Consider the following 14,018-nt stretch of genomic DNA (forward strand, 5'->3'; position numbering starts at 1 on the left):
GAAAAAATCCCCTTTCAGCTACCGCTGTTTCACCATCACAGACAAACGGTCTTTTAGCTTCAGCCGGTCGAACGCACGGCCCAGCAGAATGTAAATTGCGGCGCTCGCGGCCGCCTGGATCAGGTTGCCCGGGATTTCCGCCACGGGCGCCGCAAACCCGCCGAGCAGAACAACTTCCGTCAGATAATAGCCGCCGATGCAGATGCCGCCCGCAGCCGCGCTGGCCGCCAGGTTGCGTTTGGAGATCACTGTTTTCGCCGAAGACGTAAAACAGAGGACCATGGCGGACTTAATGACCAGCGTGGGCAGCGCGTAGACGGCGCTGCCCGTCAGGGCGTCGGAGAGCGCCTCCCCGATGCCTCCCGCCGCCACCGCGTAGGGGGCGGGCAGAATGCTCGCGGCAAGGTACAGAAAAGCGTCTCCCAGATGGATATAGCCGCCGGTCGCCGGGGTCGGGATGTGAAACAGGTATGCCGTCACGACAAAGATCAGCGCCGCAAACAGCGCCGTCAGAACGGGCAGCCCTGTAAATTCCGTTTTTTTCATTGCTTTCACCTTCCATGGGATTGATTTACAAAAAATACGTTGCTATAATAATAGCTAATCACTGTTGCTATTGAAATATACAGTTTAAAAAAATTCGTAAAGTACAGTTGAGGATATTTTATGACCTACGATTTTTTACAGCTGAACCGCGCTTCTCCTGTTTCGCTGTATCAGCAGCTTTATTCTTCCATCCGCGGGGCGGTGGAGTCGGGGCATCTGAAGACCGGGGAGCGGCTCCCGTCCATCCGTTCCCTGGCGGACGGGCTGAAGGTGAGCTGCACCACGGTCGAAAGCGCCTACCAGCAGCTCTGTGTGGAAGGATATCTCCGGGCCCGTCCCCAGCGGGGATATTTTGTGCTGGAAGCGCGCCGGCCCGATGCGGTCCGGCCTGCCGTGCGCGCGGACTTCTCCCGCCCGCCCGGCCTGCCCGTCCGATACAACTTCGGCAGCGACTGCGTGGACAGCGCCAACATGGATTTAAAGCTGTGGAGGCGGCAGATCAGGGACGTGCTGAACCGGCAGGAGATTATCGCCTCCTACGGCGAGCATCAGGGAGAATACGCTCTGCGGGAGGCGCTTTCTTCTTACAGCTACGGCGTCCGCGGCGTGCTGGCCTCTCCGGACCAGATCGTCATCGGAGCCGGGACGCAGCCTCTGCTTTCCATTTTGTGCGGCCTTCTGAACGGCGGGGAAACCGCCGTGGCCATGGAGGAGCCGGGGTTCCGGCAGGCGGAGCAGATTTTTTCCGACTGCGGCTTTCATGCCTTAAAGCTGCCTGGGGATGAGGACGGCCTGAACATGGAGGCGCTCAGGGCAAGCGGGGCGAAACTCGTGTTCCTCAGCCCGTCCAACCGGGTCCAGACCGGAATGAGCCTGCCGATCAGCCGGCGGATGGAGCTTCTGCGCTGGGCCGGGGAATGCGGAGGCATCATTATCGAAGACGACCACAATGGGGAACTGCGGTACCGCGCCCGGCCTATCCCCGCCCTGCAGGGAATGGGCGGAGGAGGGAACGTCGTCTACATCGGGTCGTTTTCCAAACTTCTGCTGCCGTCGGTCCGCATCGGCTACATGGCGCTGACGCCGGAGCTGCTGAACAGGTATCGGCTCAGCGCGGGAAACTACAATCAGACGGCCTCCAAAATCGAGCAGCTCGCGCTGGCGAACTACATCCGGAGCGGACAGATGGAGCGGCACCTGCGGCATCTTCGGAAACTGTACGGCATGAAATGCGACCGCCTGACCCGGGCGCTGAAGCGGGCGTTCGGCGGACGGGTGAAAATTCTCTTGCAGGAAACCCCATTGAGCATACTTCTGACCCCGCCTGAGGATGCGGGCATCCAATCGCTCTGCGCGCTGGCGCTTCATCAGGGTGTCCGCGTCGGGACAACCTCGGACGGCAAAAAAATCCTGCTCGGCTTTGCCGGCATCCCCTCGGAGCAAATCGAGGACGCCGTTTCCTGTCTGCAAACGGCCTGGAAAGACGTTTTGAAAGAAAAGGAGATTGATAGAAATGAAGGCTTATGAAAGGCTTCTCCATTACGCGTCGTTCGACACCACATCCTGCGAGGACAGCGAAAGCTGCCCCAGCACGCCGGGCCAGCTCCGTTTTGCGGACGCGCTGGCGGAGGAAATGAAGTCGCTCGGCTTTTCCGGCGTGCGCCGCGACGAATCCGGCTATGTCTACGGCACGCTCCCCGCGAGCTGTGAGGCAAAGGCCCCGGTGATCGGCCTGATTTCTCACATGGATACCTCAGACGCCGCGCCCGGCGCGGGAATCCGGCCCCGCATCGTCAGAAATTACGACGGCGGCGACATCGTGCTGAATCGGGAGAAAAACATCGTCATGCGCGCGGCGGATTATCGCAACCTGGCGGACTGCATCGGAGAGGACCTGATTGTGACCGACGGAACCACACTGCTCGGCGCGGACGACAAAGCGGGCATCGCGGAGATCCTGACGATGGCGGAGGAACTGAACCGCCGGGGGACCCCGCACGGAACCATCGCCGTCGCATTTACTCCTGACGAGGAAATCGGGCGCGGCGCGGACCGCTTCGACGTGAAGGGCTTCGGCGCCGACTTTGCCTACACGGTGGACGGCGGAACCGTCGGCGAGCTGGAATACGAGAATTTCAACGCGGCGGGGGCCGTCGTTACCGTGCATGGGGTCAGCGTTCATCCGGGCGACGCGAAAAACCGGCTGCGCAGCGCGGCTCAATTCGCCATGGAATTTCATTCCATGCTTCCGGAGGCGGAAACGCCGGAGCACACCGAGGGCCGCGAGGGCTTTTACCACCTGACCCGAATCGCGGGCGACGCGGAGCACGCCGAGCTGCGTTACATCATCCGCGACCACGACCGCGCGAAATTCGAGGCGCGCAAGGAAACCGTCCGAAAAATCGCGGACTATCTGAACGAAAAATACGGAGCGGGGACCTTCGAGCTTTCCCTCTCCGACTCCTATTACAATATGAAGGAAAAAATCGAAGAACATCCCGAGATTGTCGCGCGGGCCGAACAGGCCATGAGGGAAGCGGGCATGGAACCGCGCGCCGTCCCGATCCGCGGCGGCACGGATGGGGCCCGGCTCTCCTTCATGGGGCTTCCGTGCCCGAACCTGCCGACCGGCGGACAGAATTTCCACGGCCGGTTCGAGTTCATCCCGATCCGGTCGATGGAACAAATGGCGGAAGTCCTGATCAATCTGGTGAAAGCAGGCGGACGAGAATCATGAAGCTGGATCTGAAGCATCCCTCCTTGGAACAAAGAAACGAATACCTCTCTTTCGCAAAAGACTGGGCGGATCACGAAGAAGAAATCACGCCGTACTCCGCCCGGCTTCTGGGGCGGAGCTATGAGGAATGGCTCGCCGGCACTCTCCGGATGGAGCGGGAAGCCCCGGAACGCTTTGTCTGCGCGCACACGTTCTTTCTGACGGATGAAGCCGGAAAAATTTTGGGCGCGGTCAATATCCGCCATGAGCTGAACGGCGAACTGCTGAAATCCGGCGGGCATATCGGGTATGGAATCCGCCCCTCCGAGCGCCGGAAGGGGTACGCGGTCCGGATGCTCGCGCTGGCACTGCCGATCGCTGAACAATTAGGGATCGCAAGGGCCTTGATCACCTGCGACAAAGAGAACATTGCCTCCGCGAGAACGATCCTCCGCAACGGCGGAGTGCTGGAAAACGAGCTTGCGCTGGACGGCAGGACCGTCCAGCGCTACTGGATCGGACCGCGGCAGTCCCAATGCGGCGCTTTTTGAAATTTTATATCGCATTCAATGCAAAAATGTGATATGATAAATCGGTAAAGGCAGCCCCGTCGCAACGCTGTTTTTCAATTGAACCTTCTGATATTTCATGATATAATTAACTTTTATTAAAGATTGCAGTTAAAGGGGATTTACGGAACATGAACCTAGCCAACCAGTACCGCACGCATTTCTGCGGAGAAGTCAGCGAACAGCAGATCGGAAAGGAAGTCCGCGTAGCGGGTTGGGTCGAGAATATCCGCGACCACGGCGGAATCAAATTTCTCGATTTAAGGGATCATTCCGGCGTGGTGCAGATCGTCGTCTACGACGACGCGCTTCTGGCGGAAGTCAGCCGCGAATGCAGCCTGACCGCATCGGGCGCCGTCGTTCTGCGCGACGAGGAGACCGTCAATCCCAAAATTCCGACCGGGACGGTTGAGGTGAAAGTGGAAAATCTGACCGTGCTGGGGAAAGTGCTGGACAGCCTTCCGTTCGAAGTCCCCCTCTCCCGGGAAACCAAGGAGGACGTTCGACTGAAATACCGCTACCTGGATCTGCGCAATCCGAAGGTTCATCAGAATATCGTTCTGCGTTCCCAGGTGATCTCCTTTCTTCGCCGCAAAATGACCGACCTGGGTTTTCTTGAAATCCAGACGCCGATCCTTTCCGCCTCCTCGCCGGAGGGCGCGCGGGACTACCTGATCCCCAGCCGCCGGCACCCGGGCAAATTCTATGCCCTGCCTCAGGCCCCGCAGATTTTCAAACAGCTGCTGATGGTTTCCGGCTTCGACCGCTACTTTCAGATCGCCCCGTGCTTCCGCGACGAGGACGCGCGTGCCGACCGCTCGCCGGGTGAATTTTATCAGCTTGATTTCGAGCTTGCGTTCGCAACACAGGAGGATGTGTTCCAGGTCGCGGAGGAAGTCGTCGGCGAAACGTTCGCCAGGTTCTCAGACAAAACCGTGACCAAAGCGCCGTTTCCCCGCATCCCCTACGCCGAATCCATGCTGAAATATGGCACGGACAAACCGGATCTGCGCAATCCGCTGGTGATTCTGGACATTACCGATCTGTTTGAGGGGACCTCTTTCAAACCGTTTCAGAAGAAAACCGTCCGCGCGATCAGCGTGCCGGACTGCGGCGGGCAGCCGAAAAGCTTCTTCGAAAACATGCTCGGCTTTGCCGAAAGCATCGGCATGAAGGGCCTCGGCTATATCAAGGTCGCGGAAGACGGGCAGTATCAGGGCCCGATCAATAAATATCTTCCCGACGATAAACGCGCGGAACTGACGAAGCGCGGAGATCTGAAACCGGGAACGGTGATCTTTTTCGTCGCGGATGAGGCGGATGCGGCCGCCTCCCTTGCCGGGCAGATCCGTACGGAGCTGGGCCGGCGCCTCGGGCTGATCGACGAAAGCCGTTTCGACCTGTGCTTCATCGTCGATTTTCCAATGTTCGAACTGGACCCGGACACCGGGGAAACCGTCTTCACGCACAACCCGTTCTCCATGCCGCAGGGCGGGATGGAAGCGCTGCTGAACAAAAAACCTGAGGAAGTCCTCGCCTACCAGTACGACATTGTCTGCAACGGCGTGGAACTCTCCTCCGGAGCGGTGCGGAACCACCGCATCGACATCATGAAAAAGGCGTTTGAGATCGCGGGATATACGGAGGAGGACTTGAAAACCAAATTCACCTCGCTCTACCACGCGTTCCAGTTCGGCGCCCCGCCGCACGCCGGCATGGCGCCAGGTGTCGACCGGATGCTGATGCTTCTGACAGGAGAGGAAAACATCCGCGAGGTCATTGCGTTCCCGATGAATTCCAACGCGCAGGACATGATGATGGGCGCGCCGAACGAAGTGACGGAACAGCAGCTGCGCGAAGTGCATATCCGGCTGCGGAAACCGGCCGAAAGGAAGGTCTGAGATGGTCACTCACGAGGAGATCCTGAAAATCGCCCGCCTTGCAAAGCTCTCCGTCGCCCCGGAGGAGCTGGATGGCCTGACCAGGGATATGAACAGCATCATCGAATTCGCGGACGCCGTCAATTCAGTTGCCGCCGAAGATTCCGGCTTCGACAACATCAACAACCTGTCGAACGTATTCCGCGATGATACGGTCGTTTCCTCCTTTAGCCGAGAGGAAATCCTGAAAAACGCACCGAACCAGGAAGACGGATATTTCCTGGTCCGCCGGCGCAGTTAGGAGGCCCGGATGGAACAGCACGGATTGATTTCTAAAATCGGCGGGCTCCTTCGTTCCGGGGAAATCAGCTGCACGGAACTGACCAAAAAGTATCTGGAAACCGCCGAACAGGAAAACGGGCGCCTGAACGCCTATGTAAGACTGACGCCGGAAACCGCGCTGAAAACCGCGGCCGAGGTGGACCGGAAACTTTCGGCGGGTGAGAAGCTGTCCCCTCTCGCCGGAATTCCGATGACCCTCAAGGACAACATTTCCACCAGCGGCATTGAAACGACCTGCTGTTCGAAGATTCTGCAGGGCTATGTCCCGATCTATGACGCGACGGTGTGGTCCATCCTGAAGCAGCAGGACGCGGTCCTCATCGGAAAGACCAACATGGACGAGTTCGCGATGGGCTCCTCCTGCGAGACCTCCTGCTTTGGCGGAGCGAAAAATCCGCATAATACTGAGCGCGTGGCGGGCGGCAGCAGCGGCGGGGTTGCTTCGGCAGTCGCGGGCAACCTCGCGGCGTTCGGCCTCGGCTCGGACACCGGCGGCTCTATCCGTCAGCCCGCCAGCTTCTGCGGCATCGTCGGATTCAAGCCGACCTACGGAGCGGTTTCGCGCTACGGGCTGATCGCCTACGCCTCCAGCTTCGACCAGATCGGCCCCATCACAAGGAGCGTGGCGGACGCCGCGCTGGTCTACGACGCGATCGCCCAGTACGACCCGATGGACTCGACCAGCAGCGACAAGGCGGCACCCGCGTTTTCCTCTTTGGGGAAGGACATCAGGGGGCTGAAAATCGGCGTTCCGAAAGAATATTACGACGGGATCCGCCCGGACGTCAAAGCCGCTCTCGAAAACGCTTTAAAGGTCTGCCAGTCGCTCGGCGCGGAAATTGTGGAATTTTCGATGCCTTCGATCAAATACAGCCTGCCGGTTTATTATATCCTCGCCTGCGCGGAGGCTTCGTCCAATCTCGGCCGCTATGACGGCATCCGCTACGGCACCCTTACGGAACACTACGCCGACCGCGACGAGATGATCTGCAGGACGCGCAGCGAGGGCTTCGGCGCGGAGGTCAAGCGCCGCATCCTTCTCGGCACCTATGTTCTGAGCGCCGGTTATTACGACGCGTTTTATAAAAAAGCGCAGAACCTGCGCGGGACACTCGTCAAGGCGTTTGAGGACGCATTCTCCCGCTGCGACGTGATTGCGGCCCCGACCGTCCCGATGACGGCGTTCCCGCTGAACTTCACCGCGCGGGACGCGGTCGAAACCTATTTGACCGATATCTGCACCGTTCCGGTCAACATCGCGGGCCTGCCGGGCATCAGCGTCCCGTGCGGCTTTGGAAGCGACTCCATGCCGGTCGGACTTCAGCTCATCGGCGCGCGTTTTTCGGAACCGGCCCTGTTAAACGCCGCGTTTCAATACGAGCAGGCGGCGGGAGACGACGTTTTCCGCGCCTTGGAAACGGGGGTCGCACGATGAATTACGAGCTGGTCTGCGGACTGGAAACCCATGTGGAACTCGCGACAAAAACAAAGATTTTCTGCTCCTGCACCACTGAATTCGGCGGAGAGCCGAATACCCACTGCTGCCCTATCTGTATCGGGCTGCCGGGCACGCTGCCCAAGCTGAACCGGGCCGTTGTGGAGTACGCCGTGATGGCGGGCCTCGCCACCAACTGTGAAATCAGCCCGGTTTCCAAAATGGACCGCAAGAACTACGTATATCCGGACCTTCCGAAGGCATATCAGATTTCCCAGTACGACATGCCGCTGTGCCGGAACGGCCGGGTGGATCTGTCGAACGGGCGCAGGATCCGCCTCAACCGCATCCACATCGAAGAAGACGCGGGCAAGCTGGTCCACGAGCGCGGCAACACCTTCGTCGACTACAACCGCGGCGGCGTCCCGCTGATCGAGATCGTCACGGAACCCGACCTGCGCAGCATCGCGGAAGTCGAGGAATACGTGGAAAAGCTCCAGATGATTCTGCGCTACATCGGCGTTTCCGACTGCAAGATGCAGGAGGGCTCGCTGCGCTGCGACGTCAACGTGTCCGTTCGCCCCGCCGGGCAGGAAGCGTTCGGCACCCGCGCGGAAATCAAGAATATGAATTCGTTCGCTCATATGGTGAAAGCGATCGAATACGAATATGACCGGCAGGTGGACCTGCTGATGAGCGGCGAAGAGGTTGTGCAGGAAACCCGGCGCTACGATGAGGAATCCGGCTGCACCGAGGGAATGCGCGGCAAGGAAGACGCCGACGACTACCGCTATTTCCGCGAGCCGGACCTCGTGACCATCCGCATCACGGACGAAATGCGGGAAACCCTCCGCGCGAAGATGCCGGAGGACCCGCAAAAGCGCCTGACGCGGTTTGGATCGGATTACGGTCTGCCAGAAGCGGACGCGCGGCTGCTGATCGAGCACCGCCGCATCGCCGACTATTTCGAGGCGGCGGCGAAGGGCACGAAAAATCCGCGCGCGGCGGCCAACTGCATTCTGGGGCAGATGTTCGCCCGCCTCGGCAGCGAAGCCGAAAAAGAGCGGTTTGACGTCGCGGTTTCCCCAGAGCGGCTGCGCGAACTGATCCTGCTGCTGGACGCGGGCAAAATCCGGATGAACCTCGTGAAATCCACGCTGGAAAAGATGCTGGACTCCGGCAAGCCGGCCTCGGATTTTCTGAATGAAAAAGATCTTGCCGGATTGAGCGCGGATGATTTAAAAGCGATCTGTGAAAAAGCCGTTGCGGAAAATGAAGCGGCCGCTGCGGACTACCGCGCCGGGAAAGGAAAAGCGCTGAAAGCAATTCTCGGCTCTGTCATGAAGGCGACGCGCGGGCGCGCCGACCCGCAGGAAGCGGAAAGGCTGCTCGCGGAGCTGCTGAAAAAATAACGGAGAGTTCGGGCGGGCGGCTTCGGTCAATAACAGAAAGGGTAAGTGCTTTATGGATGTAAACATCCTGCTATTTTCTGATTTTGAAATCTTGGATGCTTTTGGCCCTGTGGAAATTTTAGGATGTATTGAGGAATACAGTCTGCATTACGTTTCAGTTACCGGCGGAATCATCAAAAGCAGACAGGGTACAAAAGTATTAACCGAGGAAATGAAAGACGCCGATTCTTATGGAATTCTGCTCATTCCCGGCGGGCAGGGAACACGGCCTTTAGTGAATGATATTGATTTCATCAAAAGGTTGTCCTATATGGTCATGAAATCAGAATATTGTCTTGCAATTTGTACAGGTTCAGCATTACTTGCGAAAACGGGACTTTTGGATCGTAAAAAAGCGACTTCGAACAAAAAGGCTTTTGAATGGGTACAATCAATCGACAAAAACGTTTTGTGGGTTAGAAAAGCCAGATGGGTAGAAGATCAAAAATATTATACATCTTCCGGGGTGTCTGCCGGAATAGACATGACATTGGGTTTTATCGCGGAAAGATTTGGAAAAGAGAAAGCACAAAAAATTGCCGAGCATATCGAATATATTTGGAATTCGGATTCTCATAACGATTTATTCGCGAAATGCGAAAGAGGCAAGCAGAAAATGGTTCATGGAATAAATTTGGAAAACGTCATGGTGGACTGCGATGATGAGCAAAAGCTGTGCGAATTTTATCATCAGCTGCTCGGATGGGAAAAAAGCCAAATGTTTGGCCATCCCGCGTTAAGCAGCGAAAACGGGACTGTATTTTTGTTTATGGAAGAAAAAGATTATGTTCCGCCCGTATGGCCCGAAGAAAACGGAAAGCAGCAAAAACAGATGCACTTTGATTTTCAGGTCCCGGACGTTGCGGCGGCAGTCGAATATGCTCAATCCATCGGGGCGGCGAAGACGGTAGCCCAATTCGGCGGCAATGAATGGGTAACGATGACGGACCCCGCAGGACATCCGTTCTGCCTTTGTGCGAAGGAGAATCAGCCTTAACTGCGATCCATGTCATTTTTACCAAACGCGTCAAAATATCTCGTATCAGTATATGATGTGAAACAAAGGCCGCGGGAACAAGGTTTGTTCCCGCGGCCTTTGTCATAATTTTTTCAGGAATCTCAAACCCCCGGCGGGGGTATTTGGCAGCTCAGACCCGGTTCAGCCAGTCGCCGTAGCCTTCCCGTTCCATCTCCTCCTTCGGGATGAACCGGAGCGACGCGCTGTTGATGCAGTATCGCAGACCTCCCAGTTCCATGGGGCCATCGGCAAAAACATGTCCCAGGTGGGCATCGCCGGTCCTGCTTCGCACCTCCGTGCGGATCATCCCGTGAGTCAGGTCCTTGTGCTCCGCGACAAGCTCCTGCGAAATCGGCCTGGAAAAGCTCGGCCATCCGCAGCCGGAGTCGAATTTGTCTTTTGACGTGAACAGGGGTTCTCCGGTGGTCACGTCCACATAGATTCCCGGCCTCTTTTCGTCCCAGTACGCATTCTGAAACGGCGGTTCCGTCGCGGCGTTCCGCGTCACCTCATACTGCGTTGGGGTCAGCTTTTCTTTCAGCGTCCGCGGGTCCGGCGCCGTGAATCGGTCCGGGCGTTCAACAGCCTCGGCCGCTTTTTTGATCTTCGCCGGGCTGATGTGGCAGTAGCCGCCCGGATTTTTGTCCAGATAATCCTGGTGGTATTCCTCCGCCGGATAAAAATTTTCGAGCGGCAGCACTTCCACCGCGACCGGCTTCGCCAACGTTTTTTGCAGGCGTTCGATTTCCGCGCGGATCACCGGCAGGTCTTTTCCGTCCGTGTAATAGATGCCGGTCCGGTATTGGATTCCGCTGTCCCCGCCCTGCCGGTTGACAGAAGCCGGATCGATCGCGTCGAAATACAGGCGCAGCAAAAATGCGAGCGATACCTTTCCCGGATCGTACTTCACGCGGACGGTCTCCGCGTGCCCGGAATCCCGGCACACCTGCTCATACGTCGGGGCTTCGTCCGGGCCGTTCGCATAGCCCGCCTCGGTTTCCAGTACCCCGCGAACGGACGAAAGATACTTCTGCATGCCCCAGAAGCATCCTCCCGCCAGATAAATTTCAGACATTATTGTTCCTCCACAATGTTTTGCACCCGCCCGACCTGATCTTCTTCCTCCAGCATCACCTTGATGCCGTGCGGATGCGTCGGGCTTTTGGTCAGGATCCGTTTGACATGGCCGCGCGTTAGCTTGCCGGTTGGCTGGTCTTTTTTCAGCACGATATCGACCAGCGCGCCGATTTCAATATTTTTCCGGATTTTACCGTCCATCGGTTCACCTTCCATCTTTCCCCGTATTTTGCTTTTTACGCCGGTGAAGCAAAAGCAACGTGACCGCCGTCAGAATCGGCGCAAGCAGATAAAGAAGCGGCAGCAGGAACGCCAGCGGCGTTTTCGCCGTCAGATAAACCGCCGTGGAGCCGTTCGCTCCGCCGATAACGGAAAGCGGTTCGGCTCCCGAAAACGCCGCTTTGATTCGAAACAGCACCGGGCGAAAAACCGCACAGGCCAGGACGCCGCATTCCAGAAGCGTGATGAGGCCGAAAATCATCGCGGCAAGCCGCAGCAGCGACAGGGATATTTTTTGTCTCTTTTCCCCGCCTATTCCCATTCAAAAGTCCCCCTTTTTCTTCCTCCACTGTAGCGGATTCCTGCCCGGATGTCAAGGCGGGGTATTTTTCGACCCCGGTCCCGGCTTTTGATCTCGGGACAATGCATCCCGCCCTGTAACGGCTGGATCATGGATCGTGTTTTTAAAAAAATCAGGGACCGCCGGATTACCGGCGGTCCCCTTTTTATTCATCAGGCCGTCTTCATGTGAAGCCTGAGCCTGTCTGAAATCATGGCGATAAATTCGGAATTGGTGGGTTTTCCTCTTGTATTGTGGATTGTATATCCGAAATAGGAATTCAAAATATCCACGTCACCGCGGTCCCACGCCACTTCAATCGCATGGCGTATCGCGCGTTCCACACGGGACGCCGTGGTGTTGTATCTCTTTGCAACACTGGGGTAAAGCTGTTTGGTCACTGCATTGATAATATCCGGAGTTTCAATTGCCATAATAATGGAATCACGAAGATAATGATATCCTTTAATATGCGCCGGAACGCCAATTTGATGCAGGATCTCCGTCACCTGAATTTCCAGGGACGGCTCCGGATCCTGAGAGGCCTGTCTGGATTTCGCGGGCGCGGCCGCAGAAAGGCCGTTCATATCGCAGAGCTGAACAATCCGGTCCGCCAGATCGGCGGCGTCGAACGGACAGATCGCAAAATACGCCGCACCGGACATCATGACCTCCCGCTCCAGCGTGGGACTTGTAAAATTGGAAACAATCACAAAAAGCGGTTTTGCCCCCGGCATTTTCGTCCGGGTCGCTTTGATCACGCCGATTCCGTCCAGCCTTGGCATGAAAAGATCGGCAAGCACTACATCAGGATGGATCGTTTCTATTTTTTCCAATAGCTTTATTCCATCTTTCTGCGCATAGCTGACTTCCAATTCAGAACTTTCAAAAACTCGACCGTAGTCGTTATGAAACTCCGTACTGTCATTTGCGATAAGCAATTTTATACGCTTTTCCATGTTTGATCCCCCTAATTGATTTATTATAGCGTTATAATACCATATATTGGTAAAAATGGCAATAGATTGGTAATATTTTTTTTGAATTAAGGGGAAAAAGATAAGCGCGTTGATTAAGACGCTTTTGATTTCATTGCGGAATCGACCGATTTGGATTCCGCCAGCATATTTTCAGCAAATACCCCGTAGCCGCGGGTCGGATCATTGACAAAAACATGGGTCACCGCACCGACCAGTTTACCGCCCTGAAGAATCGGGCTGCCGCTCATCCCCTGAACGATGCCGCCCGTTTGGGTAATCAGCTTCCCGTCGGTAATGTGAAGAATCAGATTTTTGCTCTGTACCTGATCTCTGTAGTCGATTCTTTCGATTTCAGCATCATAGTACTGTGGTGTGCCTCCATCAATGGTGGTCAGAATTTGTACTGCGCCAGCTTTGACATCCTGCTTCATGGCGACCTTCAAAGCGCCGCCTTCCGGAGCGGAATTCAAATACCCGTAGACTCCGGTTGTTACATTGGCAACCAGTCTGCCCATCGCGTCGCTGTCGGTAAAATACCCGCGAAGCTCTCCGGGTTTTCCTTTTAGTCCCTTCGACACACCGTTAATGGTGACCGGAACAATATCGCCGCTTAGCAGCGGCATCAGCTCGCCGGTGTCGGAATCACAGATTCCATGCCCCAGCCCCGCAAAGCTTTTGGTTGACGGGTCATAATAAGTCAGGGTTCCAATTCCCGCGGTGCTGTCGCGGACCCAAAGACCAGCTTTGTAGAGTCCGTCGGCTTCCGCCCGAACCGGCTGCAGGGTCACAGTGGAAAGGGTGCCGTCACGCCGGACGCAGAACCGCATGTTTTTGCCATCGCAGTTTTCCACGTCCTTTGCGACTTCACTGTTGGAACTGACTTCCTTTCCGTCAACTTCGGTAATCACATCCCCGATCTTCAGCCCCGCCTGTGCAGCAGGATTTACGGAGCCGGAGGAGGTCTGGATGTCCGCAAGCCCTACGATCACCACGCCGTCGGTAAACATTTTAATTCCGAACGGCGTTCCGCAGGGCACGACGCAGGTCTGGTCGACAATGCTGACGTCCACGGACTTAATTGGAATCAGGTGGTACAGCATTAAAGTACCCTGATACGTTTTTGGATAAGAGACGCCCGCGCTGGCTGTTACATCGCTGTCGCCGACAACCGTAATCGCACCGGACAACCACTCCAGATGGTTCCCTGTGGTCACGGTATAGGAATCGGGAGTAAAATAATCCGCCGTCAAAAGAACTACTGCCAGCAAAAGTTCAAGCATGGCGGCGGATGCGGTTAGCATTGAAATGATTTTTTTCAAAATTTCACCTCCCTTGCGCCGCACTATTACTCTGCTCACAAGGGAGGTCTTTTATGTTGTCAATTCTGTTTTATTTTACCAGAAAATAGAAAACGAAATAGGTTTTGACCATTCGCCGCCAAACGT

The 14,018-nt window shown here is 56.4% G+C and carries 14 protein-coding genes; 8 read left to right on the plus strand and 6 right to left on the minus strand.

The genetic code is table 11. The annotated features are described in order from the left end of the window. Nucleotides 1-18 precede the first annotated feature (18 nt). Complete coding sequence (locus EQM14_RS12990; protein WP_128743610.1) at nt 19-546, minus strand: TIGR04002 family protein; 528 nt, start codon at nt 544-546, stop codon at nt 19-21. Nucleotides 547-666: 120 nt separating this feature from the next. On the opposite strand from EQM14_RS12990, the gene pdxR reads away from it, so the two are divergent. The 8 genes from pdxR (at nt 667) to EQM14_RS16900 (ending at nt 9,936) form a co-directional block, all read left to right on the plus strand. Beyond that, nucleotides 667-2,073 (plus strand): MocR-like pyridoxine biosynthesis transcription factor PdxR, encoded by a 1,407-nt coding sequence (gene pdxR, locus EQM14_RS12995; RefSeq protein ID WP_128743611.1) that lies wholly within the window; start codon nt 667-669, stop codon nt 2,071-2,073. Next, on the plus strand, nt 2,060-3,283 hold the full coding sequence (pepT, locus tag EQM14_RS13000) for a peptidase T (RefSeq protein ID WP_128743612.1): 1,224 nt from the start codon (nt 2,060-2,062) through the stop codon (nt 3,281-3,283). Before pdxR ends, pepT begins: the two co-directional genes overlap by 14 nt. Further along, nucleotides 3,280-3,813: a GNAT family N-acetyltransferase gene (locus tag EQM14_RS13005; RefSeq protein WP_128743613.1), complete on the plus strand. Its 534-nt coding sequence runs from the start codon at nt 3,280-3,282 to the stop codon at nt 3,811-3,813. Before pepT ends, EQM14_RS13005 begins: the two co-directional genes overlap by 4 nt. 149 nt (nt 3,814-3,962) lie before the next feature. Beyond that, on the plus strand, nt 3,963-5,732 hold the full coding sequence (aspS, locus tag EQM14_RS13010; protein ID WP_128743614.1) for an aspartate--tRNA ligase: 1,770 nt from the start codon (nt 3,963-3,965) through the stop codon (nt 5,730-5,732). A gap of 1 nt (nt 5,733) precedes the next feature. Then, nucleotides 5,734-6,012, plus strand: a complete 279-nt coding sequence (gene gatC, locus EQM14_RS13015; RefSeq protein ID WP_128743615.1) for an Asp-tRNA(Asn)/Glu-tRNA(Gln) amidotransferase subunit GatC — start codon at nt 5,734-5,736, stop codon at nt 6,010-6,012. A 9-nt stretch (nt 6,013-6,021) separates the two neighbouring features. Next, a complete protein-coding gene (gene gatA / locus EQM14_RS13020; RefSeq protein WP_128743616.1) occupies nt 6,022-7,488 on the plus strand; it encodes an Asp-tRNA(Asn)/Glu-tRNA(Gln) amidotransferase subunit GatA in 1,467 nt (488 codons plus the stop codon). Continuing rightward, entirely contained in the window at nt 7,485-8,900 is a 1,416-nt protein-coding gene (gene gatB, locus EQM14_RS13025) for an Asp-tRNA(Asn)/Glu-tRNA(Gln) amidotransferase subunit GatB (RefSeq protein ID WP_128743617.1), read from the plus strand. Before gatA ends, gatB begins: the two co-directional genes overlap by 4 nt. Nucleotides 8,901-8,952: 52 nt before the next feature. After that, the gene (locus tag EQM14_RS16900) at nt 8,953-9,936 is read left to right on the plus strand and encodes a DJ-1/PfpI family protein (RefSeq protein ID WP_326974788.1); all 984 of its coding nucleotides are present in this window, start codon (nt 8,953-8,955) and stop codon (nt 9,934-9,936) included. A 151-nt stretch (nt 9,937-10,087) separates the two neighbouring features. Here EQM14_RS16900 and msrB read toward each other — a convergent pair whose 3' ends face one another. The 5 genes from msrB to spoIVB all read right to left on the minus strand — a co-directional run bounded on the left by msrB (nt 10,088) and on the right by spoIVB (nt 13,892). Then, nucleotides 10,088-11,032, minus strand: coding sequence for a peptide-methionine (R)-S-oxide reductase MsrB (gene msrB, locus EQM14_RS13040; RefSeq protein ID WP_128743618.1), 945 nt, complete (start codon nt 11,030-11,032; stop codon nt 10,088-10,090). Then, nucleotides 11,032-11,235: a YwbE family protein gene (locus tag EQM14_RS13045; RefSeq protein WP_128743619.1), complete on the minus strand. Its 204-nt coding sequence runs from the start codon at nt 11,233-11,235 to the stop codon at nt 11,032-11,034. Before EQM14_RS13045 ends, msrB begins: the two co-directional genes overlap by 1 nt. A gap of 4 nt (nt 11,236-11,239) precedes the next feature. Beyond that, a complete protein-coding gene (locus tag EQM14_RS13050) occupies nt 11,240-11,575 on the minus strand; it encodes a hypothetical protein (protein WP_128743620.1) in 336 nt (111 codons plus the stop codon). A 191-nt stretch (nt 11,576-11,766) separates the two neighbouring features. After that, nucleotides 11,767-12,552, minus strand: a complete 786-nt coding sequence (spo0A, locus tag EQM14_RS13055; RefSeq protein ID WP_128743621.1) for a sporulation transcription factor Spo0A — start codon at nt 12,550-12,552, stop codon at nt 11,767-11,769. Between the two features lie 113 nt (nt 12,553-12,665). Continuing rightward, nucleotides 12,666-13,892, minus strand: coding sequence for a SpoIVB peptidase (spoIVB, locus tag EQM14_RS13060; RefSeq protein WP_243112532.1), 1,227 nt, complete (start codon nt 13,890-13,892; stop codon nt 12,666-12,668). Between the last annotated feature and the right edge of the window lie 126 nt (nt 13,893-14,018).

It is taken from the genome of Caproiciproducens sp. NJN-50 (assembly GCF_004103755.1).
GTDB lineage: Bacteria > Bacillota > Clostridia > Oscillospirales > Acutalibacteraceae > Caproicibacter.

What these genes read in the sequence shown, in the direction of transcription:
- EQM14_RS12990 (WP_128743610.1), bottom strand. Translation starts at nt 546, where the DNA reads ATGAAAAAAACGGAATTTACAGGGCTGCCCGTTCTGACGGCGCTGTTT.
- pdxR (WP_128743611.1), top strand. Translation starts at nt 667, where the DNA reads ATGACCTACGATTTTTTACAGCTGAACCGCGCTTCTCCTGTTTCGCTG.
- pepT (WP_128743612.1), top strand. Translation starts at nt 2,060, where the DNA reads ATGAAGGCTTATGAAAGGCTTCTCCATTACGCGTCGTTCGACACCACA.
- EQM14_RS13005 (WP_128743613.1), top strand. Translation starts at nt 3,280, where the DNA reads ATGAAGCTGGATCTGAAGCATCCCTCCTTGGAACAAAGAAACGAATAC.
- aspS (WP_128743614.1), top strand. Translation starts at nt 3,963, where the DNA reads ATGAACCTAGCCAACCAGTACCGCACGCATTTCTGCGGAGAAGTCAGC.
- gatC (WP_128743615.1), top strand. Translation starts at nt 5,734, where the DNA reads ATGGTCACTCACGAGGAGATCCTGAAAATCGCCCGCCTTGCAAAGCTC.
- gatA (WP_128743616.1), top strand. Translation starts at nt 6,022, where the DNA reads ATGGAACAGCACGGATTGATTTCTAAAATCGGCGGGCTCCTTCGTTCC.
- gatB (WP_128743617.1), top strand. Translation starts at nt 7,485, where the DNA reads ATGAATTACGAGCTGGTCTGCGGACTGGAAACCCATGTGGAACTCGCG.
- EQM14_RS16900 (WP_326974788.1), top strand. Translation starts at nt 8,953, where the DNA reads ATGGATGTAAACATCCTGCTATTTTCTGATTTTGAAATCTTGGATGCT.
- msrB (WP_128743618.1), bottom strand. Translation starts at nt 11,032, where the DNA reads ATGTCTGAAATTTATCTGGCGGGAGGATGCTTCTGGGGCATGCAGAAG.
- EQM14_RS13045 (WP_128743619.1), bottom strand. Translation starts at nt 11,235, where the DNA reads ATGGACGGTAAAATCCGGAAAAATATTGAAATCGGCGCGCTGGTCGAT.
- EQM14_RS13050 (WP_128743620.1), bottom strand. Translation starts at nt 11,575, where the DNA reads ATGGGAATAGGCGGGGAAAAGAGACAAAAAATATCCCTGTCGCTGCTG.
- spo0A (WP_128743621.1), bottom strand. Translation starts at nt 12,552, where the DNA reads ATGGAAAAGCGTATAAAATTGCTTATCGCAAATGACAGTACGGAGTTT.